The organism is Bradyrhizobium sp. CCBAU 11434, assembly GCF_028128895.1.
Taxonomy (GTDB): domain Bacteria; phylum Pseudomonadota; class Alphaproteobacteria; order Rhizobiales; family Xanthobacteraceae; genus Bradyrhizobium; species Bradyrhizobium zhengyangense.
This window is the reverse complement of record NZ_LBJX01000081.1, coordinates 1-26,306: the sequence shown is the minus strand read 5'-3', so window position 1 is coordinate 26,306 and position 26,306 is coordinate 1. Positions and strand designations below refer to the sequence as shown.

31 protein-coding genes and 3 pseudogenes are annotated in these 26,306 nt (G+C 60.5%); 7 read left to right on the top strand and 27 right to left on the bottom strand.

Annotated features, from left to right (window positions below; translation table 11 throughout):
* Window positions 1-111 precede the first annotated feature (111 nt).
* The gene (locus XI06_RS17735; protein ID WP_237873130.1) at window positions 112-720 is read left to right on the top strand and encodes a cell envelope biogenesis protein TolA; all 609 of its coding nucleotides are present in this window, start codon (window positions 112-114) and stop codon (window positions 718-720) included.
* Between the two features lie 19 nt (window positions 721-739).
* Here XI06_RS17735 and XI06_RS17730 read toward each other — a convergent pair whose 3' ends face one another.
* Both XI06_RS17730 and XI06_RS17725 read right to left on the bottom strand, forming a co-directional pair.
* Entirely contained in the window at window positions 740-898 is a 159-nt protein-coding gene (locus tag XI06_RS17730) for a hypothetical protein (protein ID WP_237864914.1), read from the bottom strand.
* 327 nt (window positions 899-1,225) lie between these two features.
* Window positions 1,226-1,426 carry a hypothetical protein gene (locus XI06_RS17725; RefSeq protein ID WP_237873131.1) on the bottom strand — a complete coding sequence of 67 codons (201 nt, stop codon included), beginning with the start codon at window positions 1,424-1,426 and terminating at the stop codon, window positions 1,226-1,228.
* A 517-nt stretch (window positions 1,427-1,943) separates the two neighbouring features.
* On the opposite strand from XI06_RS17725, the gene XI06_RS17720 reads away from it, so the two are divergent.
* Window positions 1,944-2,153, top strand: coding sequence for a hypothetical protein (locus tag XI06_RS17720; RefSeq protein ID WP_237873132.1), 210 nt, complete (start codon window positions 1,944-1,946; stop codon window positions 2,151-2,153).
* A gap of 70 nt (window positions 2,154-2,223) precedes the next feature.
* Here XI06_RS17720 and XI06_RS17715 read toward each other — a convergent pair whose 3' ends face one another.
* Both XI06_RS17715 and XI06_RS17710 read right to left on the bottom strand, forming a co-directional pair.
* The gene (locus tag XI06_RS17715; RefSeq protein ID WP_237873134.1) at window positions 2,224-2,736 is read right to left on the bottom strand and encodes a GAF domain-containing protein; all 513 of its coding nucleotides are present in this window, start codon (window positions 2,734-2,736) and stop codon (window positions 2,224-2,226) included.
* Between the two features lie 362 nt (window positions 2,737-3,098).
* Complete coding sequence (locus XI06_RS17710; RefSeq protein ID WP_237867329.1) at window positions 3,099-3,329, bottom strand: hypothetical protein; 231 nt, start codon at window positions 3,327-3,329, stop codon at window positions 3,099-3,101.
* Between the two features lie 166 nt (window positions 3,330-3,495).
* Between XI06_RS17710 and ku the strand changes: the two genes are divergently transcribed.
* Window positions 3,496-4,419, top strand: coding sequence for a non-homologous end joining protein Ku (gene ku, locus XI06_RS17705; protein WP_271606007.1), 924 nt, complete (start codon window positions 3,496-3,498; stop codon window positions 4,417-4,419).
* 43 nt (window positions 4,420-4,462) lie between these two features.
* Here ku and XI06_RS17700 read toward each other — a convergent pair whose 3' ends face one another.
* The 3 genes from XI06_RS17700 to XI06_RS17690 form a co-directional block, all read right to left on the bottom strand.
* Window positions 4,463-6,229: an adenylate/guanylate cyclase domain-containing protein gene (locus XI06_RS17700; protein WP_237873136.1), complete on the bottom strand. Its 1,767-nt coding sequence runs from the start codon at window positions 6,227-6,229 to the stop codon at window positions 4,463-4,465.
* 84 nt (window positions 6,230-6,313) lie between these two features.
* Window positions 6,314-6,583 carry a hypothetical protein gene (locus XI06_RS17695; RefSeq protein WP_237867333.1) on the bottom strand — a complete coding sequence of 90 codons (270 nt, stop codon included), beginning with the start codon at window positions 6,581-6,583 and terminating at the stop codon, window positions 6,314-6,316.
* A 181-nt stretch (window positions 6,584-6,764) separates the two neighbouring features.
* Complete coding sequence (locus tag XI06_RS17690) at window positions 6,765-7,250, bottom strand: lipocalin-like domain-containing protein (protein ID WP_128962341.1); 486 nt, start codon at window positions 7,248-7,250, stop codon at window positions 6,765-6,767.
* 160 nt (window positions 7,251-7,410) lie between these two features.
* On the opposite strand from XI06_RS17690, the gene XI06_RS17685 reads away from it, so the two are divergent.
* Window positions 7,411-8,382, top strand: a complete 972-nt coding sequence (locus XI06_RS17685; RefSeq protein ID WP_237892057.1) for an MBL fold metallo-hydrolase — start codon at window positions 7,411-7,413, stop codon at window positions 8,380-8,382.
* Window positions 8,383-8,583: 201 nt separating this feature from the next.
* Complete coding sequence (locus XI06_RS17680; protein WP_237873139.1) at window positions 8,584-9,093, top strand: lipocalin-like domain-containing protein; 510 nt, start codon at window positions 8,584-8,586, stop codon at window positions 9,091-9,093.
* Window positions 9,094-9,195: 102 nt separating this feature from the next.
* Here XI06_RS17680 and XI06_RS17675 read toward each other — a convergent pair whose 3' ends face one another.
* From XI06_RS17675 to groES, 10 genes are all read right to left on the bottom strand, one after another.
* Window positions 9,196-10,095 carry a hypothetical protein gene (locus XI06_RS17675; RefSeq protein WP_237892058.1) on the bottom strand — a complete coding sequence of 300 codons (900 nt, stop codon included), beginning with the start codon at window positions 10,093-10,095 and terminating at the stop codon, window positions 9,196-9,198.
* A 1,057-nt stretch (window positions 10,096-11,152) separates the two neighbouring features.
* On the bottom strand, window positions 11,153-11,458 hold the full coding sequence (locus XI06_RS17670; protein WP_237873141.1) for a hypothetical protein: 306 nt from the start codon (window positions 11,456-11,458) through the stop codon (window positions 11,153-11,155).
* Between the two features lie 21 nt (window positions 11,459-11,479).
* Entirely contained in the window at window positions 11,480-12,655 is a 1,176-nt protein-coding gene (locus tag XI06_RS17665) for a trypsin-like peptidase domain-containing protein (RefSeq protein WP_377803196.1), read from the bottom strand.
* A 129-nt stretch (window positions 12,656-12,784) separates the two neighbouring features.
* Entirely contained in the window at window positions 12,785-13,120 is a 336-nt protein-coding gene (locus XI06_RS17660; protein WP_194480939.1) for a hypothetical protein, read from the bottom strand.
* Between the two features lie 81 nt (window positions 13,121-13,201).
* Window positions 13,202-13,693, bottom strand: a complete 492-nt coding sequence (locus tag XI06_RS17655) for an Hsp20/alpha crystallin family protein (RefSeq protein WP_237873142.1) — start codon at window positions 13,691-13,693, stop codon at window positions 13,202-13,204.
* A gap of 81 nt (window positions 13,694-13,774) precedes the next feature.
* Window positions 13,775-14,233 (bottom strand): Hsp20 family protein, encoded by a 459-nt coding sequence (locus XI06_RS17650; RefSeq protein WP_128949211.1) that lies wholly within the window; start codon window positions 14,231-14,233, stop codon window positions 13,775-13,777.
* Between the two features lie 216 nt (window positions 14,234-14,449).
* A complete protein-coding gene (locus tag XI06_RS17645; protein WP_237873143.1) occupies window positions 14,450-14,638 on the bottom strand; it encodes a hypothetical protein in 189 nt (62 codons plus the stop codon).
* 17 nt (window positions 14,639-14,655) lie between these two features.
* Window positions 14,656-15,042 (bottom strand): hypothetical protein, encoded by a 387-nt coding sequence (locus XI06_RS17640; RefSeq protein ID WP_237873144.1) that lies wholly within the window; start codon window positions 15,040-15,042, stop codon window positions 14,656-14,658.
* Window positions 15,043-15,128: 86 nt separating this feature from the next.
* The gene (groL, locus tag XI06_RS17635) at window positions 15,129-16,748 is read right to left on the bottom strand and encodes a chaperonin GroEL (RefSeq protein ID WP_237873145.1); all 1,620 of its coding nucleotides are present in this window, start codon (window positions 16,746-16,748) and stop codon (window positions 15,129-15,131) included.
* 35 nt (window positions 16,749-16,783) lie between these two features.
* Window positions 16,784-17,098: a co-chaperone GroES gene (groES, locus tag XI06_RS17630; RefSeq protein ID WP_237873146.1), complete on the bottom strand. Its 315-nt coding sequence runs from the start codon at window positions 17,096-17,098 to the stop codon at window positions 16,784-16,786.
* Between the two features lie 434 nt (window positions 17,099-17,532).
* On the opposite strand from groES, the gene XI06_RS17625 reads away from it, so the two are divergent.
* Window positions 17,533-17,991, top strand: a complete 459-nt coding sequence (locus XI06_RS17625) for an Hsp20 family protein (RefSeq protein ID WP_237873174.1) — start codon at window positions 17,533-17,535, stop codon at window positions 17,989-17,991.
* Window positions 17,992-18,346: 355 nt separating this feature from the next.
* On the opposite strand, the gene XI06_RS17620 is transcribed toward XI06_RS17625, so the two are convergent.
* Window positions 18,347-18,637 carry a hypothetical protein gene (locus XI06_RS17620; protein WP_237873147.1) on the bottom strand — a complete coding sequence of 97 codons (291 nt, stop codon included), beginning with the start codon at window positions 18,635-18,637 and terminating at the stop codon, window positions 18,347-18,349.
* Window positions 18,638-18,880: 243 nt separating this feature from the next.
* Here XI06_RS17620 and rpoH point away from each other — a divergent pair, with 243 nt between their 5' ends.
* A complete protein-coding gene (gene rpoH / locus XI06_RS17615) occupies window positions 18,881-19,837 on the top strand; it encodes an RNA polymerase sigma factor RpoH (protein ID WP_237873148.1) in 957 nt (318 codons plus the stop codon).
* 163 nt (window positions 19,838-20,000) lie between these two features.
* Here rpoH and XI06_RS17610 read toward each other — a convergent pair whose 3' ends face one another.
* The 9 genes and pseudogenes from XI06_RS17610 to XI06_RS17565 form a co-directional block, all read right to left on the bottom strand.
* Window positions 20,001-20,390 carry a response regulator gene (locus tag XI06_RS17610; protein ID WP_237873149.1) on the bottom strand — a complete coding sequence of 130 codons (390 nt, stop codon included), beginning with the start codon at window positions 20,388-20,390 and terminating at the stop codon, window positions 20,001-20,003.
* Window positions 20,391-20,758: 368 nt separating this feature from the next.
* Complete coding sequence (locus XI06_RS17605; RefSeq protein ID WP_237892059.1) at window positions 20,759-21,115, bottom strand: hypothetical protein; 357 nt, start codon at window positions 21,113-21,115, stop codon at window positions 20,759-20,761.
* Window positions 21,116-21,342: 227 nt separating this feature from the next.
* On the bottom strand, window positions 21,343-21,534 hold the full coding sequence (locus XI06_RS17600) for a hypothetical protein (RefSeq protein WP_237873151.1): 192 nt from the start codon (window positions 21,532-21,534) through the stop codon (window positions 21,343-21,345).
* Window positions 21,531-22,370 carry an MBL fold metallo-hydrolase gene (locus XI06_RS17595; protein ID WP_237873152.1) on the bottom strand — a complete coding sequence of 280 codons (840 nt, stop codon included), beginning with the start codon at window positions 22,368-22,370 and terminating at the stop codon, window positions 21,531-21,533. The genes XI06_RS17600 and XI06_RS17595 overlap by 4 nt, the downstream gene beginning before the upstream one ends.
* Window positions 22,371-22,442: 72 nt before the next feature.
* Window positions 22,443-23,460: pseudogene (locus XI06_RS43495) on the bottom strand (ABC transporter substrate-binding protein).
* Window positions 23,461-23,509: 49 nt separating this feature from the next.
* The gene (locus XI06_RS17580; RefSeq protein WP_237873155.1) at window positions 23,510-24,376 is read right to left on the bottom strand and encodes an ABC transporter permease; all 867 of its coding nucleotides are present in this window, start codon (window positions 24,374-24,376) and stop codon (window positions 23,510-23,512) included.
* Window positions 24,377-24,390: 14 nt separating this feature from the next.
* Window positions 24,391-24,807, bottom strand: a pseudogene (locus XI06_RS17575) (ABC transporter ATP-binding protein); the annotation flags it as partial.
* 10 nt (window positions 24,808-24,817) lie between these two features.
* Window positions 24,818-26,070 (bottom strand): annotated as a pseudogene (gene traG, locus XI06_RS17570) (IncP-type conjugal transfer protein TraG); the annotation flags it as partial.
* A gap of 35 nt (window positions 26,071-26,105) precedes the next feature.
* Window positions 26,106-26,306 (bottom strand): DUF3363 domain-containing protein (locus XI06_RS17565; protein ID WP_271606006.1); only part of this gene is annotated, 201 nt, incomplete at its 5' end.

The following is a 26,306-nucleotide window of genomic DNA, read 5'->3' as shown; positions in this document are numbered from 1 at the left end:
GCTGAGCGGCTCGGCAGCGGGGCGGAGTTCGGACCGTCTCCCAGGGTTGGGAACACGGGCCGGCCCTCCTGCGTAGCGTCGTTGTTCACGACAGGCTGAGCGAGCAGCTCAATGGCGAGAAAACTGAAAACCTACGTCACGTCGCTGGGCTTCTACGACCAGGCGGTCGCGGCGCCATCGATGAAGGCGGCGCTGGAGGCCTGGGGCGCCAGCAGCAACCTCTTCCATCAAGGCGCCGCGCGTGAAACGGACGACCCCGACATCGTCGCCGTCACGATGGCGAAGCCGGGCGTGGTGCTGCGGCGTCCGGTCGGCTCGACCGGCGGTTTCACCGAGCACGCCGAGCTGCCGACCGACCTGGCGGAAGAGGAAGGCGCCAGACGTCCCAAGCGGCGTCAGGCCAAGCCTGCGAAGCGCCCGGCCAAGATCGACGACAAGGCCGCGCGCAAAGCCGCGCAGGATTTCGAGAAGGAGCAGCGCCGACAGGACGCCGAGCGACGCAAGGAGGAAGCCGCTCGCGAGAGGGACCGCGCCCGCCGCGACAAGGCTGTCGCCCAGGCGCAAGCCGATATCGAGAAGGCCAAGCGGGCGCACGACGCGAGAGTAGCTGATATCGAAGCCGAGCGGGCCACGCTCGACGAGCGCGCTCAGGCCGAGGACACGCGCTGGGAGCGGGAGCGCGAGAAGCTGCAGGCGGCTCTCCGTCGGGCGCGAGACTAGGACGCGCTGGAGCCGAGGCTCAGAACGGCTCGGCTCCGAGGCTGAGTCCGAAGGCCATGGCCGCCAACAATGACAGCAGCAGGCCGGCGCCGCAGAAGATCGCGACGATCTTCAGCTCCTCGGTATCGACTTCCGCGCGGGTCGCTTGTGAGAGCGCTCTGGCCAAGGTGACAAACATCGGTCTTCTCCGAAGAACGGGAGAGGACACCGTAGCTGGACGGGGCGTGGCGCCGTGTGAACTGGGTCTCACATGCTGCGCGATTTGAGCTCGCGGATGTGGCGCAGACGGCGAGCAACTGCAGTGAGCAGCGGTCGTTATCTCCCATGGAGAATGAGAGAGCCAAATTGCTGGCGCAGGCCGAACGGTGCCGGAGGCTTGTTGCCTCGATCACGGATCCGGACACGGTCGAGCGTCTCACTGATCTCGCCGAGGAATGCGAGAGGCGCGCGGCCGAGATCACCTCCCAAGGCGAAGAGGGCGATCGGTGAGGTTTTGCTCGAGGATCTATCGGGCCTCGCCAGAGCCCGAGAACAGCACCGTCGGAGGCGTCGCCCGCGGTGGGATCGACCTTCCGCCCGAGGCTCCGGCTCTGCTCTTGAGATCGTATCGCTGAGCCAGGTCGAGCAGCCGTCGCCTGGTGAACGGGTCCGCATTCTCGGCCAGATCGCGCGCCCGCTGCGCGAAGCTCCTGTAGAACTCTTCCACGACGCCACCCCCCGCAACTCACTGAAAGCCGAATTTCAACGCGGGGTGGCCGTCGCGTCAAGAGATCTGACGCTGTCGGATAGCTTCCTGCGATCCACTTGCGCTCTCCGCACGTCGGGAACTAAGCTACCTGAGGCAGGGGCAAATCCAATGGCGGTACTCTACCCGATCCGGAAGGCGTGCCCGGGGTGCGGCAAGCCGATGAAGGCTGTGCCCGACGAAGCTCGGGAGGGGCGACTGCGCTACGTCTGCACCAGCTGCGACGACGACCCGCTGCACGACCCGGCGGCCCTCAAATGGGCTGACAGTCCTCTTCGCCCGCCCGCGAAATGAGCGGCGTTGGAGTAACTTCGCGTTCGAACAAACCTGGCGCTTGCTGCCGATGTAGGTAACAATTTGGGACGAGCGTCTGTTTTGCCGTTGACCTGTCGCAACGATCCGACTTGTTCGTGTCGGAGGGGCCCTTAGGTAATCAACCGCAATTTCGCACGGGCGGATCCGGGAGCATGGTGATGTCATGCAGCGCCAGATCATCTATAGGTGTTCGCGCACCGGCATGAACGTGCAGCATCAGCTCGACGATGCAGCCCTGCAGCGCCCCGCCGAAAACATCCGCGTTTCGGTGCGGTGCCCGGCCTGCGCCTCGCTGCATTTCGTGAACGCCGTGACCGGCAAGCTGCTCGGCGATCGGAGCGGACCGCCGCCGCACGTGCGGCATTCGGCCTGAAGGCCGCATCCGGACCCGCTCAAGGTCGCCCGATCAGTACGCCCTGGCGCCGCGACCGGCGGAAGCGGTATCAGTGGCTTGAAAGAGGTCCGCGCGTTCGATCAAGTTCCCGCTGGAGCATTGCCCCGACCGCATCTGCGGCAAAATCTATGTAGGGTAGGTCGAAGCGCTGGTCGTCGCTCGGCTCACCATAACCCATGACGAAAGTGCCGATAGCTGCTTCCGCTCGACCATAAACGGGGCGCGAGCGCAACGATCTTATGCCGTGCGAAAGGCACGTCGCGATGAAGAGGTCGCTGAACCGGCTTTCCTTCTCCAAGTCGTGAACGGTGATGATTTGATTCCCCTGCATCGCGGCCGTGCAGCAGCCGATGTAAGGTGGTCCCATTGGGAGTTCCTTGATGGCCTGCTGAAACGTCGGCGGCAGATTGGGAAAGACGGATCGCTCCAACTTGGTATGATCGGCACTTGCAATGCAGACGCCCGCTCTGCATCCAGGCACCAATGCCTCCACTCGGCCGCACAAGGTGGCAATCTGCGAGTCGAGCGGATCAGTCATATCTGAAGAAGAATTCTTTGGCATCGGTCGATCCACTACCCCAGCTTATGCGGATAGGTCGGTCAGCGGTATGCTTTCTCCGCATGGACGCTCTCGTCATCAATCTAGGAACTCGCAAAGCCTTTCTTGGTTCAGGCGGCCTCGAAGTCGGGGTCAATAGCCAGCCGGTGGCCAGCCTAAGGTCCTAGCGTAAGTTGCAGCATCACGACGCAAGCGCGGGCGAGGAGGCAGGAAAGAGCTCCAAGGGTCCAATCCGGCCGAGAGCTCCGCGAGACCAAGCGTCGATGCATTCCAGCGTCTTTCTCACCAGCGGGCCTCTTCAATCGTCGTCGGCGGCCACGCCGTCGTCGGAGAAAATGAACGGCAGAGCGACGTAGTAGGTCACGTCAGTCATCTGGCTCACTCCAATGCGCGCGTGCCCCTGGAAGTCGTCCCCGGGCGTAACCTGTCGAGACCTTCTTCCTGAGTTTGTCCAGTTGGGCCTCGAGAAAACCGTTGGCCACGAGCAGCGCCTTCACCGCGTCCCGGGCGTCCCCGCCGCAGGCTGCGATCGCCTGATGGGCGGCGAGCTCGAGATCGCCCTCGGCGGGCGCGGCAGGTTCTGGTGCTGCGGGCATGGCTCATGTTCTTTATTTGTTCCGAGGGAGTCAATGCCTCTCCATCGGATTCGGCTGGCACCAGCCGGCCGAGCGAATGAATCTTCCTCGGTGACGAGGGGCCTGTCGGAACCGGCCCCGCTCGTTCGTCTTGAATCCAAGCCATCCCAACCGGAGTTCTGCGTACATGGCCCCCCGCGCCAACTGGAAAGGCTTCCTGAGACTGTCCCTGGTGACCTGTCCGGTCGCGCTCTACCCGGCCACCTCCGAGAGCGAGAAGATCTCGTTCAACCAGCTCAACCGGCAGACCGGACACCGCATCAAGTACATGAAGGTCGACGCCGACACCGGCGACGAGGTGCCGAACGAGGACATCGTCAAGGGCTACGAGCTCGACAAGGGGCAATACATCGAGGTGACCAAAGAGGAGCTCGAGGAGATCGCGCTGGAATCGACGCGCACCATCGAGATCGACGAGTTCGTCGACAAGTCGGACATCGACCCGCGCTACCTGATCCGCCCGTACTACATCCGCCCCGACGGCAAGGTCGGCCACGACGCCTTCGCAGTGATCCGCGAGACCATCCGCGAGATGGACAAGGTCGCGATCGGCCGCGTCGTACTGACCAACCGCGAGCACATCATCGCGCTGGAGCCGATGGACAAGGGGCTCGTCGGCACCCTGCTGCGCTACCCCTACGAAGTGCGCTCGGAGCAGGAGTATTTCGACGAGATCCAGGACGTGAAGGTCACGAAAGACATGCTCGACCTCGCCAGGCACATCGTGAACCAGAAGGCGGGACGGTTCGAGCCCGAGAAGTTCGAGGACCATTACGAGACCGCGCTGATCGACCTCATCAATCAGAAGCGCGCCGGCAAGCCGATTACCCCGAAGTCCAAGCCGGCGGCGACCAATGTCGTCGACTTGATGGAGGCGCTGCGCCGGTCCGTCGGGAAGGAGGCCGCGCCGGCGAAGGCCGGCAAGCCCGCCAAGAAGGGGCGCAAGGCATCGGCTGGGCAGAAGGAAATGCTGATGCCGATCGAGGGCAAGAAGCCGAAGGAAGCGGCTGCGAAGAAACCATCGGCCAAGCCGCAGCGGAAGTCGGCGTAGAGCGCGTGCGGCGCCACGACGTCGGCACTGCTGTTCTCGAAGATCACTCGGGAAGCCCGGCAAGCCTAAGTCCCTCCAAGAACCGCTGGCCTTGCCAGTGGCCTCCGTAGGTGGCCCACTTGCCGATCGAAAAGGACGGCTCGATCTTTAGCAAGGCGGCAGCGGCGTTCCTCGCTTCCGTTTCGCGTCCTAGAAGGGCCAGGGCCGCTGCCAGGACACGATGCGCGGAGGTAAACCGGGGGTTCAACCCGAGCGCCTTCCTCGCCTGCGCCGCCGCTTCTTCGTCACGATCGGCCACAATGAGTGCACTCGCAAGCCCAGTCAGGGTGTCGTACAACATCGGATCGAGCGGATTGAGGCGGATCGCTCGCTCGAAACTGGTCACCGCCTCGTCGACGTCCTTCATGTATCGATACGTCCAGCCACGGTTGGTCCAAGCGCGGGCGGAATTGGGGTTGAGCGCAACCGCGCGATCAACGGCGTCCTTTGCGGCGTCATAGTCGTCCGAGAAGGCGGCGACGCCGCGCCCCCATTGTGCAAGCGAGTCGGGATCTGTGTCGTCGATCGTCAGGGCCAGTCTGCCCAAGCGGAATGCTTCTGCGTAGTCTGCCTTGACGTCCGACGACCACCCTTGGGCTACCTTTACGCCCAGCACCTCCGCCGCGAGCCGAGCGGCGGCCGTGTAGCGAGAGTCCATGTCAAGAGCGCGATAGCACAAGCTGAGGGCCTCCTCGAAGCCCTCCTTGGTCAGCGAGTAGTACCGAGGCAGCGCGCGCAGATACGTGTCGTACGCGTTCAGACTTTCAGGTCGTCGCTTCGCCGCTCCTTCGATTTCGGCCCGCTTGATGTTCGGCTCGATAACGGCAGCGACCTTTTCGGCGACCTGATCCTGCAGAGCGAATATGTCGCGCAAGTCGCCGTCGAGCTTGTCGGCCCAGACGTGCGCTCCGGTCGATGCATCGATGAGCTGCCCCGTGATGCGTACCCTGTCTCCCGCCTTTCGCAGACTGCCCTCAAGAACGTAGCGGACGCCAAGCTCGCGCCCGACCTGCTTGATGTCGACCGCTTTCCCCTTGTAGGTGAAGCTCGAGTTGCGGGCGATCACGAACAGCGATTTGAAGTGCGACAGCGCCGTAATGATCTCCTCGACGACGCCGTCGGCAAAGTAGTCCTGTTCGGGGTCGCCGGACATGTTTTGGAACGGTAAGACGGCAATCGATGGCCTGTCCGGAAGAGGGAGCGGCTTGCCGTTCATCCGAGACGGCTTGGACGGCCGATTCGAGCCATCCGCGGGCCGAACCGCATAGAGGCGGACTGGTCGGTCGATATTTTTCAAGTTTCGCTCGCCGGCGTCCTCGAACGCGAACGCTGTCTTGCCGCGGACCTGCCGAAACGCGTCGTCGGAAAGGTACACGCCTCCGGGTTCGCACTCGCTTTCGACCCGTGCGGCGATGTTGACGCCGTCGCCGAAGATGTCGTCGCCGTCCAGGATGATGTCGCCGACATTGATGCCGATGCGAAAGGTGATCGGGGCTGCGAGATGTCCGGCGCGCTTTGCCATCTCCTCCTGCACGGCCATCGCAGACGTGACGGCATCGACGACACTGGCAAATTCGACCAGCATGCCGTCACCTGTGGTCTTGACGATCCTGCCTCCATGTCTGGCGATAGCGGGATCAACAATCTCGCGACGGCATGCTTTCAGGGCCGCCAACGTGCCCATCTCGTCCGCTCCCATGAGCCGGCTGTAGCCGGCCACATCGGCCGCCAGAACCGCCGCCAACCTCCGCTCAACGCGCGCTTCGCTCAACTTACGCCCCTGCCGGCGATGTCACCCGGAAAGTAAAGCACACGGCAGTACACGTCGGCTAGGACTCCGAAGATGTCGTCGTCGCTAACTGACATGCGGCGGACACTCCGGGCAGGTATCGCCGATCGAATTCAGGACGTCGCGTATCTCCGCGACGGCGTCCGCCCGCGAGGCACCGGGCGGTGGTTCGCGGCGGGCCACATCGAAGGCGCGCTCGCGGGCATGGGGATCGGCGCGGTCCTGCATCCAACCGTGCTCCTCGCATTCGCGGATGACGCCGGCCTCCTGCAGCACGCCGATCGCCCAGCCCCGCAGCGTCCGGATTGCCGACCGTCTTTCCTTCGTCATCAGCATCGAGATCGCTCCTGCCGGACGAATCCTTCCGCCCACCTGATCGTTCCCGGCGGTTAGCACGGGTCAGGGATTCGCAATCGGCGGAGCTCCAGCTTGTCCACCTGTTCCTGTGGGGGCAAAGCGGACTTACTTTTCGTTGAATCACGCTGCCAAGGGGTGCGCAACTTCGAGCTTGTCCGCCTTAGCGCTCGCGTTCCCATTCTAATGTCCCCACGACTTTCTTGCCCGGATAGACGGCGCTGATTTGTTCGGCCGTTCTGAGGCTCAGCTTGTCCCCTTCGAGCTTGAAGAACCTGACTTGATCTTGACCCGTTAGAAGCTCGTTCCACGAAATGTCGACCTTGGTCGTAAACCTGTCGCTCTCTATTGTGAATTTTCCGGTGTAGGCAAGTAGACTCTTGAGCAGGGCTGCCGACTCCGCATCGTTGGCTGCCGGCTTGCGATTTGCCGCGGCAATGATGAACGCGACGTGCCCGTCCGGCGTAAAAACTGCCCGCCCCTTCGGATCGTGGCCCATCGGTTCGGTGAGCTCGCCACCGATAATCTGAATGGTCCAGGCTGTGAGTTTCCAGCTACCTGCGAGTTGCCCTGCTGCATCGTCCGCGAGAAGCAACGCGGGCTGCAGATAGCAATAGGCGGCAAAGGCCAAGGCAAGGAGACGCACCACGTTGTCCTCCTCAAAAGTAGATCGTGCTCAACTTTGGCAGATTAGCCGAAACCCACAAGACCCGCGATACCCTTCGGGCGAGATGTCCGATGCCCGAAACCGCCTTGTACAGCGCACGTTCTCGTTGATATGCTGATCGTCCAACGAGGAGTAGCGAACGATGTTCGATATTTCGCGCCGCGACCTCACACTTGGCGCAGCAGGTGCCTGCGCCGCGTTTGGACTCGATAAGCCGATCACCTTTGTCGACGCGGCTTACGCTCAACAGTCCGTCACTCAACCTTTCCGCAAATACAAGGTCGGCGACATTGAGGTCTTCTCCCTGATCGATGGCATGCGGGAGGCGCCGCTGCGCGACAGTATGGTCAGGAATGTCAGCGCCGACCAAGTGAAGACCGTGTTGCGTGGTGCCGGTTTTCCCGAGAATCAGGCGCCCGTGCGGTTTATCGTCATGGCGCTCAAGCTGCGCGGTCAAGTGGTCCTGATCGACGCGGGTACGGGCGGTCATTCGATTTATGGCGAGGGGAACGGCCGGTTATTCGAGAGCATGGCGGCGGCGGGCCTTGACCCCAAGGCAGTCAAGACGATCCTCATCTCCCATCTCCACGGCGACCACATTTATGGCCTCATGAACAATGAGAGCGATGCGCAGGTCTTCCCGGATGCCGACATCGTAGTGCCCGCCGCGGAATTGAAATGGTGGACGCGCCCAGGGGTCGAGTCACTCGATCTCGGACCGACGCGCAAGGGCCTCGCGCGGCGCATTCAGGCTACCGTGGCGACTTGGAAAAACGTCAGGACATTCGAGGGAGAACCTGAACTCCTGCCTGGCGTGCACGCAATTGAGGTGCCCGGCCATAGCCCGGGAATGGTCGCGCATCTCGTCGCTTCCGGCGGCGAGCAGTTCCTGATCAGCGCCGACGTGGTCAATCTTGCGCCCCACATTGCAACACATCCCGAGTGGCAGCTCTCGATCGATCAGGATCCGCAAATGGCGGTGGAAACGCGAAGGAAGATCTTCGATCGCGCGGTCGCCGACAAGCTCACCATTTCGGGTACTCACTGGTTGATGCCGAACGTCGGCACGGTTGCCAAGGATGGCAACGGCTACTTATTCGCAGCCAAGGGGTGACATCCCCCGTGGCACTAAGCCATGACTATGCGACGACGACTGCAGCCGGTAGCGGGCGAACCGCTCGGCACGTCAGGATGCTTCTGGCCCTTGGCAAGAAGCAGCCAGCACTTTGAATAGCTGGATGAAGGATTCAACCGGCGTGGCTGTGCATGGTACCGTGCAGGCGTCTGGTCGAGACTATTGCCTAGGGATGGACCGATGACTTTGCGTGCAATTTTCGCCGCGTGCGCGATTGCGGCTTCTGGATTTATCATGATGACAGTCGACGCGATCGGGCAGAAGCAATCGTTGAAAGATCAACTGGTCGGTACGTGGACGCTGCTGTCGTGGGAGCAGAAGAAAAGCGACGGCACCAAGATCGAGCGTTATGGGGCCGCTCCGAAGGGCATCGCTTTCTTCGACGGGAATGGGCACTACATCATCACGGTGATGCGATCGGATCGAGCCAAATACGCGAGTAATGCCCTGTGGCAGGGCACATCCGAGGAGAACAAAGAGACCGCGGACGGCACGATAACCTACTTCGGAACGTATTCGACGAACGAGGCAGATGGCAGCATCGCGATCCAGGTCGAAGGCAGTTCGTTTCCCAACTGGAATGGCACGCAACAGAAGCGCTTCGTCGCGGTTGCGGGAGATCAACTGACGCTGACTGTTCGTCCTCCTGCGGGAGACGTAGTCGACGTGATCTGGAAAAGAGCGAAGTGATCCGACAAGTGGGCAATCGGGCCGTAGACATGCGGCGACGCCCCCGGTCCACCCGTCCCGCGGCTAGTGCAGAACTTTAAGCCGCAGGCGCCGGATCTTCCTTCACGCCCCGTGCCACGATCCGGAGAGCCCCGTCCGGAAGTGGCCAAGAATGTCCGCTCGAAGTTCGGAGGGGACCCCGCCGTCCTTCAGATCGGCACCACCGACTTTCCTGAACGAATGGAAAGTCTTTTTCTCTTCAGCAGCGTTGGCGACAGCCACATTTTGAACTTTGATCCAGTCGCCATAAAAGACGTCGCCCAACGGCGTGCGATCACTTGCGGCGCGGAGCTCCGGGAACAGCAGTTTATGTCCGAGCGATTTGATTTCCGCCCTGTAGCGAAGAAGCCCGAGACGGACCACTTCGCCGATCAGGGGTATTCTTCGCGTGGACTGCGGATTCTTGAGCGTCCGGTGTTCGTTTGGACGAACGAAAATGTAGGGGATCCCACTCTCCTCCAACACATCATCGACATCGAGGCCGCAGAGTTCCTCGCGACGTGCCAACGTGTATCTCGCAAGATAAGGCACGATAGATAGAGCGTCGTGATAGATCACCTCGCCCGGGACCATCCGCTTCTTGAGGCTTTCGCATCCCGTCCACGGCGGCTGTCGAAAGATCGAGGTCAGGTCTTCTGGAGAGAAAGGATTCCGTTCGTCGCGGGCGCGACCCTTCTTCTTCGACAGCAGCTTCGAAACGCCGGAGAACTCTGGAATCTTGTGCCCGCAAGCCTCGATGTAGACTAACACCTCCTGAAGCTGCGTAAGATGTCGATTGACCGTACCCGACTCGCGCCCGACCTCGTGTGCAGGCAATTTCTTGGCGCGTTCCAGCCATTCGGAAAGCGGCGTGGCGCGGTCACGCTGGCCCTTGCCGTAGCTTCGCGGAAGAGCGAGCAGAAGCGAGCGATACTCGGCAATGCGGCCCTGGGCGAGGGCTCGAACATGGTCCTCGCCGATCATTTCGACGAACGTCGCGACAAGTGAACGGACCTGCCGCTGGGTTTTTTCGTTCCAATAACTTGTTGGGCAATCGTCGCACCCAAGTCGTGGCCATGCGCGCCCGCAAGCCTAGGCGAGTCTACCGCCTGCCCTTTACGGGCTGACATGCGACTTCGCATTCTCGGCTTCTCGCAGGCTCCGGCGCCTTTCGTTCGCACTGCCCAGCACGGCTTACGCGACGGGCGCGTGCATATCACGCACAGGAGAAAAATATTCCTTTCCAACGGCAAACCCCGTTCTTCGAAAACTGCCAAACCGGGCGTCTCATTTCACTAAACTGCGCGTTACCGGCCGATTTTGGTGAGCTGGAAACGGCGCGTTACTTTTCACACAACTACGCGTTACATTTCTGGGGTAGTAACGGGGGACGTCCGTTGAAAAGCGTCCTACTCTTCTCCCTACGACGTGGCAGTTCAAACTATCGAAATTGACGACGCATCCGCCGTCAGCCAGGACACATACGCGACTGAAGGCGCCATCTCCGTTGGCCGACGTGCCGAGCGATACGTGGAATGCCCTTCTTCGCTAATCACCTCATATGACCTCGCTGTTTGAGCGTTACCCGCCGCACGGGTCGACGCTATCCCTCATGCCAGCCGATTTCTCAAGATGCTGCTACTAGAAGCGTGGCGTACTCCCTCAGGGGCGGCGGGTCAGAGCCGGTCGCGGCTCCGATCCCAAGGCCACAACCGCCCCCAACCTTATACAGAAAGGAGGTAATTACCGGGCGTCTGAGACGGAGACCGAAAAAGTCTTCAATGATCGCTCGCTGAGGGCCCGTGGAAATAGCGGAGCGATCATAGGTTTGCCGAGCCCCTACCCCCGGGGCCAGCCCGCGCTGGTTGTCGAGAGCAGCACAAGAAACAACGCGTTATGCGCATCATATCTCGCAGCAGCGCGCGAGCTTCGCGAGCCCTGCATAACGACTGTCCCGTTCGTTGAACATACGCGCCAGCGCCATCGCCGGCCCTTGGGCTGCAGGATGATCTCGAAAGTAGGAAATTGATGCGACACGGTATTATGCAGCACGGTTCGGGCTCGGGATATAGCCATCGGTCGCTTGAGCCGAAGCAGTACTGAAAGAACTGGAGATGAGCTTATCCGCTGCACGCTGCTCCTCAAACAAACGTCGCTCGACGAACTGGCGCTCTGCGGCCATTAGTTTGGTTCGGAGCAAGCGAAGATAACGTTCGGTGTTGCCGTGATGCACTCGAACCAATACGGCCGAATTCGCTCGGGTCGCCTTCGTGACAGGAGCACTCAACGCTTGTCGCTCGCGAACATCCGCTTCTGGTTCGGTCCTGTCCTTGAGATTCTCAATCATTGGGGTTCTCATCGTAAGATGTTAAGTCGATGTCCCGGACCGGTGATAGGGCCCCGCAAGCCCGGCCGACGGTAGTCGGCTCGTCAATCCGAGGGTACCTGGGGTAATTGCCGCGCCTCGTTCCATCCGAGGCGCCACTTTGACAACGACACTGCTTGTGCCTTCTCTTCGTTGAAGCGTTAGTTTCAAGTCCTGTCCAACTCGCGCCAAGCCGACCTTGTTGCGCAATTGCGCAGCCGACCGAATGGGACGGTCGTCGGCCATTGTCACAATGTCCCCTTTGCGCAGACCGGCCATTTCCGCCGGCGAGTTTGGCAGAACCTCAGCTATCAAAGCACCTTCGGCCCGAGCACCGGACAGCCGCGGGTCCTGCAAAGAAACGCCGATGCGGCCACGTTCGACATGGCCGGTAGCAACGATTTGCTCCATCACTCTCCGCGCCATATTGGACGGGATCGCAAAGCCAATTCCGACGTTTCCGCCCGCTGGCGAGATGATCGCTGAATTGATTCCGACTAGCTCGCCGCGGAGGCTGACCAGCGCACCGCCGGAATTGCCGGGATTAATCGCCGCGTCAGTCTGAATGAAATCCTCAAAGCCCTGCTTGCCAAGGCCGGTGCGGCCGAGTGCGCTGACCAGACCCGAGGTTACGGTTTGACCCAGACCAAAGGGATTGCCGATCGCGAGCACAAAATCACCAACCTCCAGGATGTCACTGTCGCCAAAAGCAAGCGCCTTGAGCCCCACGGGGCTCTGGATCTGTAACACGGCCACATCGGTCGGCGGATCGCGACCAATCACCTTGGCCGAAAACTGTCGGCCCTCCTTCGTGGTGACTTGCACGGTGGAAGTGCCTTCGACGACGTGATTGTTGGTGAGTACATAGCCGCGCAGAGCATCGACGATCACTCCGGAGCCGGTTGCGTTGACCTCTTTCTCGATTTGCTTCGGAACATCAAAGAATTCGCGGAACACCGGGTCACGGTAGAGGGGATTGTCTTCACGCACGCGACCGTGCACCGAAATGTTAACGACCGCAGGCGTGACTTGGCGAACGAGCGGCGCCAATGTCGGGATCGGCGCTCCGGTCTTGAGATCGGGAACTTGCGCCGTCACGAGAGACGGTGCCCCAAACGTCAGCGTCAACACCAACAGCGCCAATCGGATTACGCGACCATTTTTCATCTTGTGCACCATGATATTCGCGGGAGCCGCCTCAAGCGCTTGCCGGCAGCCGCATCGCACGTTGCAGAGCGACGCAGGGAACGACATAGGCCGCAGCCATATGACCGAACAAGACAAGGCCGAGGACAGCGTGCGTGACCATCATGCGGCCCTCCGTTCTGCGGCGGCCCAAGGCCGCCGCAGCCGCATCGGCACGCCGCCACCACGCGGCGGGTCATCATTGTCATTGTCGCCGTCGAGCTTGCGCAAGGCTGCGAGAATATCCGCGAGCCGGACCGTATGGCTCATGCCGGGAATCTTGCGCAACCACGGACAGGATTCCACCGCATACATGTCGGAGGCCCAGGACGACAGGATGATGCGCTTCTCCGGCGTGGAGAGCTCATTGTCGTTCAGGACGCTCCTTGGAGAATCGTAGTGAGCGGCGGGGTGAAAGATCGGATGAAGATTGTGAGCATTTGTGTTTGCGTTCGTCATCGTCGCGTCTCCCTTATCTCTCCTTTCCGAGGGATTGCTGTGGGAAGAAACGGCGGCGGAGCCGTCGCTTCCTGGTTCTGATTATGCCGCATTGATCGCGATGCGCTTCACGCCCTCGCGCGGCTTGTCCGATTTGGGCAACGAGACAGTCAGGACACCGTTCTTGAACGTCGCCTCAACCTTGTCTTCCTGCACATCGTCGAGCGGAATCTGGCGCTCGAAGGCGCCGTAATACCGCTCGCTGAAGTATCGGCCTTCTCCATGGTCCTCGGCCTTCTTCTCGCCGCGGATCGTCAGGACGCCATTGGTGATTTCCACCTGAACGTCCTTTTCGGTCATCCCCGGCAGTTCGGCCGACACGGTCAGTGCCTTGTCCGTTTCGCTGAGCTCGACCTTCGGCCAGCCAAAGCGACCTTCCATCGACGACGACAGGCCCGGGCTGCCAAAGCCGCGGAACACATCGTCGAACAGACGGTTCATTTCACGGTGCAGTGTCAGGAAGGGATCGAAGCTGTCGCGGGCGGGCGCAAGCTCCTGCGGTTTCGACCAAGGAATGAGATCACGAATAGCCATTGTTTTACCTCACTTGTTCATGGGGACAGGGGTGCGGACGCTTCAAGCGCCGCACGCCCCGTCTCGATGCTGCAATCGCGCCTAAGCTGCCTTCTTTTGCGCGATCTGGGGTGAGGAAGAAGCCGCCGTTCCGATCTCGATACGGCGCGGCTTCATCGCTTCCGGCACCTCGCGCACGAGATCAATGATCAGCAGACCGTCTTGGAACGAGGCCTGCTTGACCTGGACATAGTCAGCGAGGTTGAACACACGCCGGAACGGACGGGCCGCGATACCTTGGTAAAGGTATTCGCGCGCGCCACCGTCTGGCTTCTTGCCCTCAACGGTCAGCACGTTCTGTTCCGCCGTCACGGCGATGTCCTGAACACCGAAGCCGGCCACTGCCAGCGTGACCCGGTAGTGGTCTTCGCCGAAACGTTCAATGTTGTAGGGGGGATAGTTGTCTTCGGTCGCCTGACGCAGCGTTGAATCGACGAGGTCTGCCAGGTGATCGAAGCCAATCGTGGAGCGCCACAGCGGCGCGAAGTCGAGTGTCCTCATAGCCAAGTCCTCCAAAGAGCAAGATGGATACGAAGGAACGCCAGGCCGTGTTTACGGAACGGTCCGAAGCCCGGTCCGGCGCCCGTACCGGACCCTAAACTGGCGTCCGGCACACCGCTCTCGCGGCGAAAAATGACTTAAAAAATGGAAGATGATTTCAAGAGGGTTGCTCAAAAAAATCTTCAAGTTCCGGTCATGCCGCAATTTCAATCCAGGTTACGCGGCCTCGGCGTAAGGCAGGCGGGCCAGTTGTGCTTCAGCATCATTGCGCAGGCGCATGAGGCGAGCGCGATCCTCAGAAGTTAGGTCGCTCGCAGGCAAGAGCCTTTCGCAATGCGAAATAACGCGTCTCTGGCTTTCGATCAGAAACGCAACCGCGCCGCCAACAACGGGTTCAAACGGCATGAAATTCCTCACACAGCTCAGACGGAAGTTTGGAGCGGCCGGATCGGCCGGCCGCTCCACCCGGACTGGCTGGTTGCAGGCGGGGCCCCCTCGCGCTGGGTCGGCAAAAGATCGAACCTCAGCCGGGGCGCATCCAGGACCGGCGAAAGCAGCGTATCCACCTTCATCGTGGAAGGCGCCTGCGGCCAGGTCAGCCAGGGCATCGTGTCCAGGTACGGAATCGGCGGCAAGGCAATTTGTTCGAAGCCGCTTTTTGCCGCCCGTAGCGGTGACGTCGCTTCCGACCCTCGCGCCGCAAACGGCGCCAGCGCCACGACACCACCGAGCGTTACTGCGAGGAGATTGATTAGGGTTTTGTGGGTGCCCTCCGCCCGAGCGGAGAATGTGAATTGATCCTTGATCATCTCATGCTCCTATCGTTCGAAAACAGATCCAGATGCCTTTCTGGATGTGAGGGTGGGCCCGGCCGATCAGCCGGGCCCAATGCGCGTTAGAAGTCCATGGCAGGAGCCGGCGCGGCTTCCGTTTTCTTCGGCTTGTCCGCCACCAGCGCTTCCGTGGTGATGAGCAGCGACGCGACCGAGGCCGCATCCTGCAGGGCGGTGCGCACGACCTTCGCGGGATCGATCACGCCGGCCTTCACCATGTCCTGGTATTCGCCGGTCGCGGCATTGAAGCCCCAGTTGTAGCTCTGGTGCTCCAGAAGCTTGCCTACCACCACCGACCCGTCCTCACCGGCATTTTGCACGATCTGGCGTGCAGGCACCTGGACCGCGCGGCGTACGATATCGACGCCGGCCTTCTGGTCGGAATGGGCGATCTTGATGCCCTCAAGCGCCTTGAGCGAGCGCAATAGCGCCACGCCGCCACCCGGCAGGATGCCTTCTTCGACGGCCGCCCGGGTCGCGTGCAATGCGTCGTCGACGCGATCCTTGCGCTCCTTCACTTCGATCTCGGTCGCTCCACCGACACGGATCACCGCGACGCCACCGGCGAGCTTCGCCAGCCGTTCCTGCAGCTTCTCGCGGTCGTAGTCGGAGGTTGTCTCCTCAATCTGCGCCTTGATCTGCTGGCTCCGAGCGTCGATGTCCTTCCTGGCACCGGCACCATCAACGATCGTGGTGTTCTCCTTGTCGATTACCACCTTCTTGGCGCGGCCGAGCATCTTGACCGTGACGTTTTCGAGCTTGATGCCGAGGTCTTCGGAGATCACGGTGCCGCCAGTGAGGATCGCGATGTCCTCCAGCATGGCCTTGCGCCGGTCGCCAAAGCCGGGCGCCTTGACGGCGGCGACCTTTAGCCCGCCGCGCAGGCGGTTCACGACCAGGGTGGCGAGTGCTTCGCCTTCGACTTCCTCGGCGATGATCAGAAGCGGCTTGCCGGATTGCACGACCTGCTCGAGCAGCGGCAGCATGGTTTGCAGACCTGAAAGCTTCTTCTCGTGGATGAGCACGTAGGGATCCTCGAGCTCGACCCGCATCTTTTCGGCGTTGGTGACGAAGTAGGGCGAGACGTAGCCGCGGTCGAACTGCATGCCTTCGACCACTTCGAGTTCGGTGTTCAAACTCTTGGCTTCCTCGACCGTGATGACCCCCTCGTTGCCGACCTTCTGCATGGCCTCGGCGAGGAAGCGGCCGATCTCGGTGTCACCATTGGCCGAGATGGTGCCGACCTGGGCGATCTCGTCGTTGGAGGTGACCTTCTTGGCGTGAGTCTTGAGGTCAGTGACGATTGCGTCCACCGCCAGATCGATCCCGCGCTTCAGGTCCATCGGGTTCATGCCAGCCGCAACGGCCTTGGCGCCTTCCTTGACGATCGCCTGCGCCAGCACGGTTGCGGTGGTGGTGCCGTCGCCCGCCAGATCGTTGGTCTTGGAGGCGACTTCGCGCACCATCTGCGCGCCCATGTTCTCGAACTTGTCCTCGAGCTCGATCTCCTTGGCCACGGTGACGCCGTCCTTGGTGATGCGGGGCGCGCCGAACGATTTTTCGATCACGACGTTACGCCCCTTCGGACCGAGCGTGACCTTCACCGCGTTCGCCAGCGTGTCCACACCCCGCAGCATTCGCTCGCGGGCTTCGGTCGAAAACTTTACGTCCTTGGCAGCCATTTTGAAAATCTCCCTTCTCTTCGATGACTGTCAGCTCACGCTGCCGTCTTGAGCGCTTCGGCCTTTTCGACCACGCCCAGAAGGTCGCTCTCCTTCATGATCAGCAGCTCCTTGCCGTCGATCTTGACCTCGGTGCCCGACCACTTCGCAAACAGCACGCGGTCGCCGGTCTTGACGTCGAGCGGCACGAGTTGGCCCTGCTCGTTGCGAACTCCTGGGCCGACGGCGATGATCTCGCCCTGCTGCGGCTTCTCCTTGGCAGTGTCGGGAATGATGATGCCGCCAGACGTTTTCTCTTCGGCATCAATGCGGCGCACGAGCACGCGATCGTGCAATGGACGGAAATGCATGCACATCCTCCTCAATCAGGTTCAGCGATGTTCAAAATCCGGGTCCGGAAACGGCCCCCGGGCGGAAAACGAACTGGGAGTCGAATCGGCCCCGTTCAAGACCGCTCAAGTGAAATTTTTTTTTGCCCGTAACGGCGCCCTTGCATTCGGACCAAAGCTTCTGGGATGAACCAAGGGCTTGCCGTCAACGATTGGTAAACCGTGCACGCGTTGCGCTAAGTTCTTGCCGTGCCGCTGATTTCGATAATCCGCATTTCGTGCGCCGGCGCCACAATTTTTTCGGCCCCCTCTTGAAACCGAAAACGGTTTTGCTAATTTTCCGACGCCACAGAAAATGTGGGGTTCGGACGCCTCATGGGTCCGGATCAATGAGACGGGCACCGGTCGTGTCCGGTGCCGCTCGTAACCATCTTGCTCTTTTGGAGGATTTGGCTATGCGCAATTACGACTTCTCACCTCTTTGGCGTTCGAGCATCGGATTCGACCGCCTCTTTGACCTCGCAGAAATGGCGCAGCATGCCGGCGAGAATAACTACCCACCTTACAACATCGAACGCCTCTGCGAAGACCGCTATCAAATTTCGCTGGCGGTTGCGGGCTTCGCGCCAAGCGATATCGCAATCACGGCTGAACAGAACGTGGTCGTGATCGCGGGCAGCAAGCCGGATCATGCCGAGCGGAATTTCATCCATCGCGGCATCTCTACCCGCAATTTCAAGCGAAAGTTCAATCTGGCGGATTACGTCCAGGTCAAGAGCGCATCCTTCGAGAACGGGCTGCTCAAGGTCGACCTGGTCCGCGAGATTCCGGATGCCATGAAACCGCGTCGGATCGCGATAAACGGCGCGCCAGCTGACAATGTCCAAAAACTAGAGACCAAGGCAGCGGCGTAATCAGGCTGCCTGATCGGCGCCGCGCGCGTTTGCGCGGCTGCCGCCATTTGTCAACGAACAGGAGGATCCAATGCGGCTGACGACCGCGGACGATAGCACGCGTCTGCCGACCAGCGACGGCCGACGTTACTTTCGTCGGACCAAGCGCGGCAACTCTACACGACGCGAGAGAGAAGCAGTCATGACTGGCCACCATATCGAACGGCTTCGCGCGCACCGAAACAATATTCGCCGTTATCGCAGGCTCCTCGAAACGTCTCTCACAGATCTTGAACGAGGCTATATCGAGCGACGATTGCTTGACGAACGAGCTTCCGTGAAGGATCTCCTGCGAGAGGCCTACCCGTATTGCCTGTCACTCCGGACGACGAAACCCGGGGCAGATCAGCACACAACGCCATTGGAGTTGACGGAGTTCCTGCATCCGGCCGGCGCTTTTGAGCATCCCCTGGATGTACTCGATGATCCCGATCTCACCGCGTACGAGAAGCGGGCCATCTTGTCCTCCTGGCTCGCGGATCACTGCCTCGGCGAAGATCGCTCCCACCTGATCCCGCGCCACGACGATACGAGCGCCCAGCTCGAAGATATCGTCGATGCGCTGTGTGATCTCTCCTCGCAAACGGAGACCGAGAGGCTCGATCATGAATGCGGGCCGGATCAAAAGGATCGGCGGACAGGACCCCAGTTCCCTTCAGGGCGTCGGCATCATGACGACCTCTGGAGGACAAATCGATGCTGAAGGATCCCGCTGATGTTGCCGCACTAGTCGGATCAGTCGGATGCCTTTTGAGCATGGCGGTCATTGCAAGAGTGCTTTCGAGAGCAACCCTTCGCTGATCGCCGCTCCATACCGGCCTTACCTTATGAGAGCCACTGCGAGGGGCACATGTACAACACGTATTCTCGGCCACTGCCTTCGATTGCAACCGGACTGACTCACTATCTCGCTCAGATCAAGAAATTTCCGATCCTGACCCAGGAAGAGGAGACCCAATTCGCGAGACGTTGGCGCCAACTGGGGGATCGCGAAGCGGCCTATCGCCTCGTCACAAGCCACCTGCGCCTTGTTGCAAAGGTTGCGATGCGATACCGCGGTTACGGATTGCCCATCGCCGACATCGTTTCCGAAGGCAATATCGGATTGATGCAGGCCGTGCGACGCTTCGACCCAGAACGAGGGGTTCGTCTTTCAACGTTCGCATTGTGGTGGATCAGGGCGACGATTCAGGAATACGTACTTCGATCCTGGTCGATGGTGAAGGTTTCAACAAACAACGCACAAAAGAAACTCTTCTTCAAACTACGGCAAGCTAAGCGTGCGATCTCGGCTGTCGAGGACGGAGATCTGCATCCTGAGCAGGTTCAAGCAATTGCTGCGCGCCTCGAGGTGCCGGAACGAGAGGTAGTAGACATGGACCGGCGCCTGCGCGGCGACGTATCCCTGAATTCCCGCACTCACGACGATCCGGACGCCGACGAAGCGATAGAACGGCTTGTAGACCCCTCGCCTGCACAAGACGACAAGCTGGCTGATGAACACGAATTGGTCCAACGCCGACAAGCGTTGCGAGCCGCTATCCAGACGCTTGGTCCGCGCGAGCGACACATCTTCACTGCGCGCCAGTTGACCGATACGCCTCCAACACTGGAGGAACTCGCGGCAGAATATGGAGTATCCCGCGAGAGGGTCCGCCAAATAGAGCAGCGAGCATTTGAGAAGATAAGGCTGGCAATGCAACCGGCCGGCAATTCTTTGAAGCCGCGACAACTGGTCGCAAGTAATGCCATGTCGATCCAATCGACACAAGAAAATCGAGAGAGACCTCTTTCGGCGAGTTACTGAATTTAACGATATCTAGGCCGTGAACGCATGAACCTCCCGGGCGGACCGATTGCCACAGTACGCTATGCACCATAGCAACCAAATTCTGCAGCGCAGCTGAATGACGCGAAGAGCCAATAGCGGAAATTTGCGTTGGTTGAAGGTTCCGCGAACTGAGGCGAGCTTATTCTTTCGGCGGCGGCGCCTGGTTGATCAATTGAGAGACAGCCGTCACGACTTGGGCAGGCGCAAATGGCTTGTTCAGAAGAATGCTATTAGGTACGCCATGCGAGGGCCACTCGTCCGCCGCAGCGCCGGTCATGTAAATTACCGGCATCTCCGGATTAAGCTCCCTGGCCCGTTTGGCAACGTCCCAGCCCGTCAATTGGCCTTTCAAGTTAATATCGGTCAGGAGCGCTCGATACTTCGTAGGCGCGCCTTGAAGCAGTGCGACCGCCTTCTCACCAGATGCAACGATCTCGTTTTCAAATCCGCCCTCGGCAAGCGCGGCGTCGACAAGGTCTTGGATCAGAGAATCGTCTTCTACCACTATATAGTACTGCGCTGTGCACAATCCATCTCCGCCGCACCAATGCGGCAACTGCTAAGTGTTAAAGTGCACATAAGTTCCAGATGCGAAACCGGCCCGCGGGAATGTCAACTAAACCAATGGCACGTGTGGGGCCGCTCCGCGACCGGAAGAGTCCGACGGCTGAGCTAACCACGACCCGGTAGCTTCATGTATCCACTATGCGAGCATTGACGGCAAGCTCACGCACGAGCCCGCTTATGGTTGGGGTTTCCTTTTCACCTGCGTTTGCCGTCTCGGACGAGCGGACGGCCGCTGTCGCTTTTGCAGGACATCCGGACGCAGGCAAATCTCCCTCGCCACAATCTGCTCTGTCACGATCGGAAGCTTTTCGAGTGCCTCAAGCATCTGCTTCAGTTTGGCGGCACTGGAATAACGCTCTTCCGCGACGTTGTCTCCACCATGGCCCAGAATGTCAGCACGAGCGATTTAATTTCTGCGCGATAGCGAAGAAATCCGAGACGAACCACTTCGCCGATCAGCGGAATTCTTCGCGTGGACTGCGGATTTTTGAGCGTCCGGTGTTCGTTTGGACGAACGAAAATGTAGGGGATCCCACTCTCGTCCAACACATCATCGACATCGAGGCCGCAGAGTTCCTCGCGACGTGCCAACGTGTATCTCGCGAGATAAGGCACGATCGATAGAGCGTCGTGATAGATCACCTCGCCCGGGACCACCCGGTTCTTCCATGTCTCCGGACTAAACATTCTTGAGGCTTTCACATCCCGTCCACGGCGGCTGTCGAAAAATCGAGGTCAGGTCTTCTGGAGAGAAGGGATTCCGTTCGTCTCGGGCTCGGCCCTTCTTCTTCGACAACAGCTTCGAAACGCCGGAGAACTCGGGAATCTTGTGCCCGCAAGCCTCGAGGGGCTATCCGCAACCGTGGCACTAAGTGCAACCGCGAGTGGCGTAGCGTGATTGAGCAACGGTTAAATCAGGGCTTGTCAAGGTTGGCTGGCGGACGGCGTCCCATCGGCTTCAGGCCAGCATTGAGACGAGCCAGCTGGGCCTCGGCGCATTCGCGGATCACGCCGAGCCAGCGATCGACGTTAGGCTGGCCGACGACCAGCGGATTTGCTGCAGCTGGCTTGGCATCGCGGATCGCAGCGACCCATTCCAGAGTCATGTCGGCGTGAGGATGGTTGGTGATACCCACCTCGGCGCCCGCAGCGTCGGCAAGCCGACGGAAATCCTCGTCGGATTGAATGTATTGCCGCAGCGATTCGGCGTTGGTGGGAACCCCAATGCCACCCAAAAAGCCACGACGTGGGATTTACCGTGATCCTGGACCCGAAAGATCGAGGACAGGGTGCCTTGCGTATGGCCGGGCGTGATATGAAACGTGATGCTGGCGTCCCCCAATGTCAGCGTCTGGCCGTCCGCCAGCACCATGTCGCGTTGCGGCACGACGTCACGCCATTGTGGTGGGAAGCGATTGATGCCGTTGGCCATCACATCCCAGTCGACTGCGCTGGCCACCAACCTCGCACCGAAGGTATCCCTGATATATTGGGCTCCGCCGAAATGATCACCATGGCCGTGTGTGATCACGACATATTTGACCTGTCCCGGATTCAGCCCGAGGTCGCGCAGCCCTTGGACGATGTAGGCCTTCGCTTCATCGGGATTGTTGAGCGAGTCGAAAAGGATAATCCCATCGCTCGTGGTCAGCGCCCAAGCCGAGACCTCCTGCGTGCCAACATAGTAGAAATTGTCGAACACCGGTGTCGGGCCGAGACGATTGCGAGCCTTGCGATCTGCGACCCGCGCCTCGTCCTCGGGGGAATGAATGTAACAAAGATGCTGCTGCACCGGCAGATAGAGGTCGCCCGCGAATTCACGGGCCTCAGCCAAGTGCGCGGCGACCGCAGGCGGGTCGGTCAGAGCAGCATTTTGCCCAAACAGCGCGGTGGACACCAGGCCAAGAGCAACACCGGCGATCATTCCAATGAATTTGGGCATGGAGAGTTTCCCGTGAGCTGCTGCCGGTGAGAGGCTATGGGTAGCGAGCTTTCAATCGAAGTGTTGCAGACGCTAGCTCCCCGGACGGCTCGCGAGTTGGGGTACGAACATATCGCTCCACTTCGTCGGTTTAAGTTTGATCGACCCCGCTCGGTGCATGAATTCAGAGAACTGCATCATACCTGTCGGTACTGTCGAGAAGCGCGTATCCGGATCCACGATCATGTCTTGGATTTCCACAGGGTCGACCTTGATCTTCGAACTCCTGGCGTAGATCTCGGCGGCCAGTTTTTTGTCCTTGGCGATGAGAGCTGTCGCGTCATCCATTGCATCAATGAAGGCCTGGGTCATCTTCGGATTGGCGTCTACGAACTTTTTCGGAGCGAAAGCGACGTCAAGAGTGATGTTGCCGAGATAGTCGACCGAGTTTAGCACACGATGGATTCCGGGCGCCTTCGCTTCGATATATTGGAACGGTGGCGAAGTGAAATGCGAGTCAATCTCGGTCTTGCCGCTGCAGCGCTGTTAGGGCTTCGGGGTGGGGCAAGCTCACGGTCATCGGGTCCATCTTGGCAAAGTTCGTATCCCCAAACTCCTTGGCCGCAATCGCCTGAAGCACCACGGCGGCGAGAGACGTCTTGATACCGGGCAGCGCGATCTTGTCTTTGCTGGTAAAGTCCTTCAGCGATTTGATCTCTGGCTTGTTGGTGTTGAGCCAGAGCGAAGTCGAACTCATACCGGATACACCGACCACCTCGACATTCGGGATGCCCTTGGCCTTGGCCCAGAGTGTGATGAATCCGGGGGCGCCGGTGCCCGCGAAATCGAGCGTACCGGCCATCATCGCATCGTTTATGACGTTGCCGCCATCCAGCATGAGCCACGTCACCTTTATGTCGCCGAGCCCGGCCGTCTTGGCCCTCTTCTCCAGGAGTTGCTGATCCTGCATAACGATCAGCGGCAAATAGAGGATACCGAAACCCTTGGAGACGCGAACCTCGCTCACTTCTGCGCGGGCGATGCCCGAACAAAAGATTGCGCAGAGAGCCGCGGCAGCAAGCGCGCCCATAAAGCGGTTCTTCGATGACATCTGGTATCCTCCCGTAGTGTGTCCATTCGGCTTTTATTAGTGACAGGCTTCAGTGTTGCATGCCCCAGCGTCGGATCGTCTTGCGCTCGATCGTCGCGAAAATGACGTTCTCGACGAAGAGCCCAATCAGGATCACCGTGAACAGTCCTGCGAAAACATTCGCCGTCTCGAGCTGATTCCGGTTCTCATAGATGAACCAGCCGAGGCCCCCTGCCCCCGACGAGACGCCGAATACGAGTTCGGCCGCGATCAGTGTGCGCCAAGCAAAGGCCCAGCCGACCTTGAGACCCGTCAGGATCGCAGGGAACGCTGCGGGGATGAGGATAAGACGTACCAGTTTGAGGCCGCGCAACCCGTAATTCTGGCCGACCATGCGCAGCGTGTTGGAAACCGACCGGAAGCGGGCATGGGTGTTCAGCGCGATCGCCCAGAGTACGGAATGCACGAGAACGAAGATCACGCTACCCGAGCCGAGGCCGAACCAGATGAGCGCAAGCGGCAGCAGCGCAATCGCCGGCAGCGGATTGAACATCGAGGTCAGCGTCTCAAGCAAGTCGGCGCCGATCCGGGAGCCGATCGCCAGCGTCGTCAGCAACGCAGCCAGGCCGATGCCGATACCGTACCCGATCACCAGCGTCTGGAGCGATACCAGCATGCGCTGCGGAATGACGCCGCTGGCAATATTGCTGACGAAGGCCTCGACGGTCTGACCGAAGGTTGGAAACAGCAGCGGGTTGCCGAGCCAGCGGCCATACGCCTCCCATGCGATGGCAAGCCCGGCAAGGATCAAGGTCTTACGGACGAAACCATAGCTGTAGATGCGCTCGGCGACCCCAATTGACTTGGCGATGACCGGTGCGTCGCTGGAATGGACTTCGTGAACAATTTCGGGGCGGAACGTGAGAAGATCGGTCATGCTGGTCGCTCCTCTCAATGCGCTGCGAACAGCATGTCGTTGATGCGGGTTTCGAGCGCCGCCTGCGTCCCGGTGCCCAATTCCTCCGGCGGTACGCTGTTGAGCTCGGCCTTGACCTCGCCGGGATGGGGCGACAGCAGCAAAATGCGCGTGCCGATGCGGATCGCTTCCTCGATCGAATGCGTGACGAACAGCACTGTAAAGCGCGTGTCATCCCACAGCCGCAGCAGTTCGTCCTGCATCTTACGACGCGTCAGCGCGTCGAGCGCAGCGAAAGGCTCGTCCATGAGCAGGACGTCGGGCTCCATCGCCATGCCACGGGCGATGGCGACGCGCTGCTTCATACCGCCCGACAGCATGTGAGGATAGCTGTCGATGAATTTCGTCAGCCCGACCTTGTCGATATAGGACTTTGCGCGATCTTCAGCCTCGGTCGCAGTTGCCCGCCATGAAGGCTGGCGCGGACTCGAAGAAATCGAGCCGCCCGAGTGCCGGGAACTCGTCGAGCATCATCAAGACACGGTGCCGGCGGTTGCTGGCGTGCAAGTCTTCGGTCAGGCGACGGCCGATCTGGTTCAGCACCAGGCGGATCAGCGGCTTGGTCCGCGAGATGTCGGAAGGCGGCACCACGAGGTAAAGCGACGCTGGCCGAGGATCGGAGATCAGGTCGGCAATTCGCCAGTCGCAGCGGCGGGTCACCTGGGCCACGACGGGATCACGGTACAGCCCGAGGAACGACATCGCGGTAGATAGGACGCCAGAACGTTCATTCTCCGACTTGTTGAGTAGCTCGCGTGCGGTCGAGGCGACGACGGGATGAGCCCCCTGCTCGCCAAGGTGCGGCGTGGTCATCATCGCCTTCAGCGTCGCCTCGATCGGCCGCTTCGGGTCGGACAGGAAGGCGGTGACACCGGCCAAGGTCGATCCGCCTCGGCATAGAGGACATGGAGAATGGCGCCGACCAGGAGTGAATGACTGGTCTTCTCCCAGTGGTTCCGCTTATCGAGCGAGCCTTCGGGGTCGACCAGGACGTCGGCGACGTTCTGCACGTCACGAACCTCCCATTCCCCGCGCCGGACCTCGAGCAGCGGATTGTAGGCTGCGGACTTTGGGTTGGTGGGGTCAAACAACAGGACGCGGCCATGCCGCGAGCGAAAGCCCGCGGTCAGCTGCCAGTTCTCACCCTTGATGTCGTGCACGATGGCCGAGCCGGGCCAGGCCAGCAGGGAGGGGACGACAAGACCGACGCCTTTGCCGTGCTCCGGTCCGTCATGGCGGAGGTAATCGCGGTCGAGCTTGCCGAGCACCACGCCATCCGGACCAAGAAGTCCGGCCGCCTGGACCTCTTCGGCATCGGCCCAGCGCGCCGAGCCATAAGTCTCGACATTCTTTGCTTCACGCGCGCGCCAGACCGACATGCCGATCGCCACCGCGATCGAAACGAAGGTCCCGGACGCCGCGATGAAGGCTCCCTCGACAAAGACTTGTGGCGCGTAGGCATCGTAGACGAACCACCACCAGAAGAAGATTGGCGGATAATAGATCTTGAAGCCGAACAGCTCGAACCAGGGCCGCCCAAGCTCCGGTTGCCAAGCGAGCCGCCACGCCGTCCACTCGGTTGCTCCCCAGATGGCCAGCAAGACGATCAGGCCGACAACGATCACTTGCCCCCAGAGTATTTTGGTTCCGGACATTCCGAGCGTCCTTCCGCAACTGAATTGGTAGATTGCTAGAAGCCGAGGTCGCGCTTCCGACCAAAGCCCCATTCGATGCCACCGCTGTCCTTCACGACGCCGGTGACGTGTTGGCCGAACCTCTTTTCGAGTTCGTGCGACCAGGGCACGAGCTGGTAGCCGAGCCCATTATCGATCATGGCGAAGCGTCCCGAGGTGAGCGTCAGCCGCTGGCGATACGTGCCCGCCATGTGCTC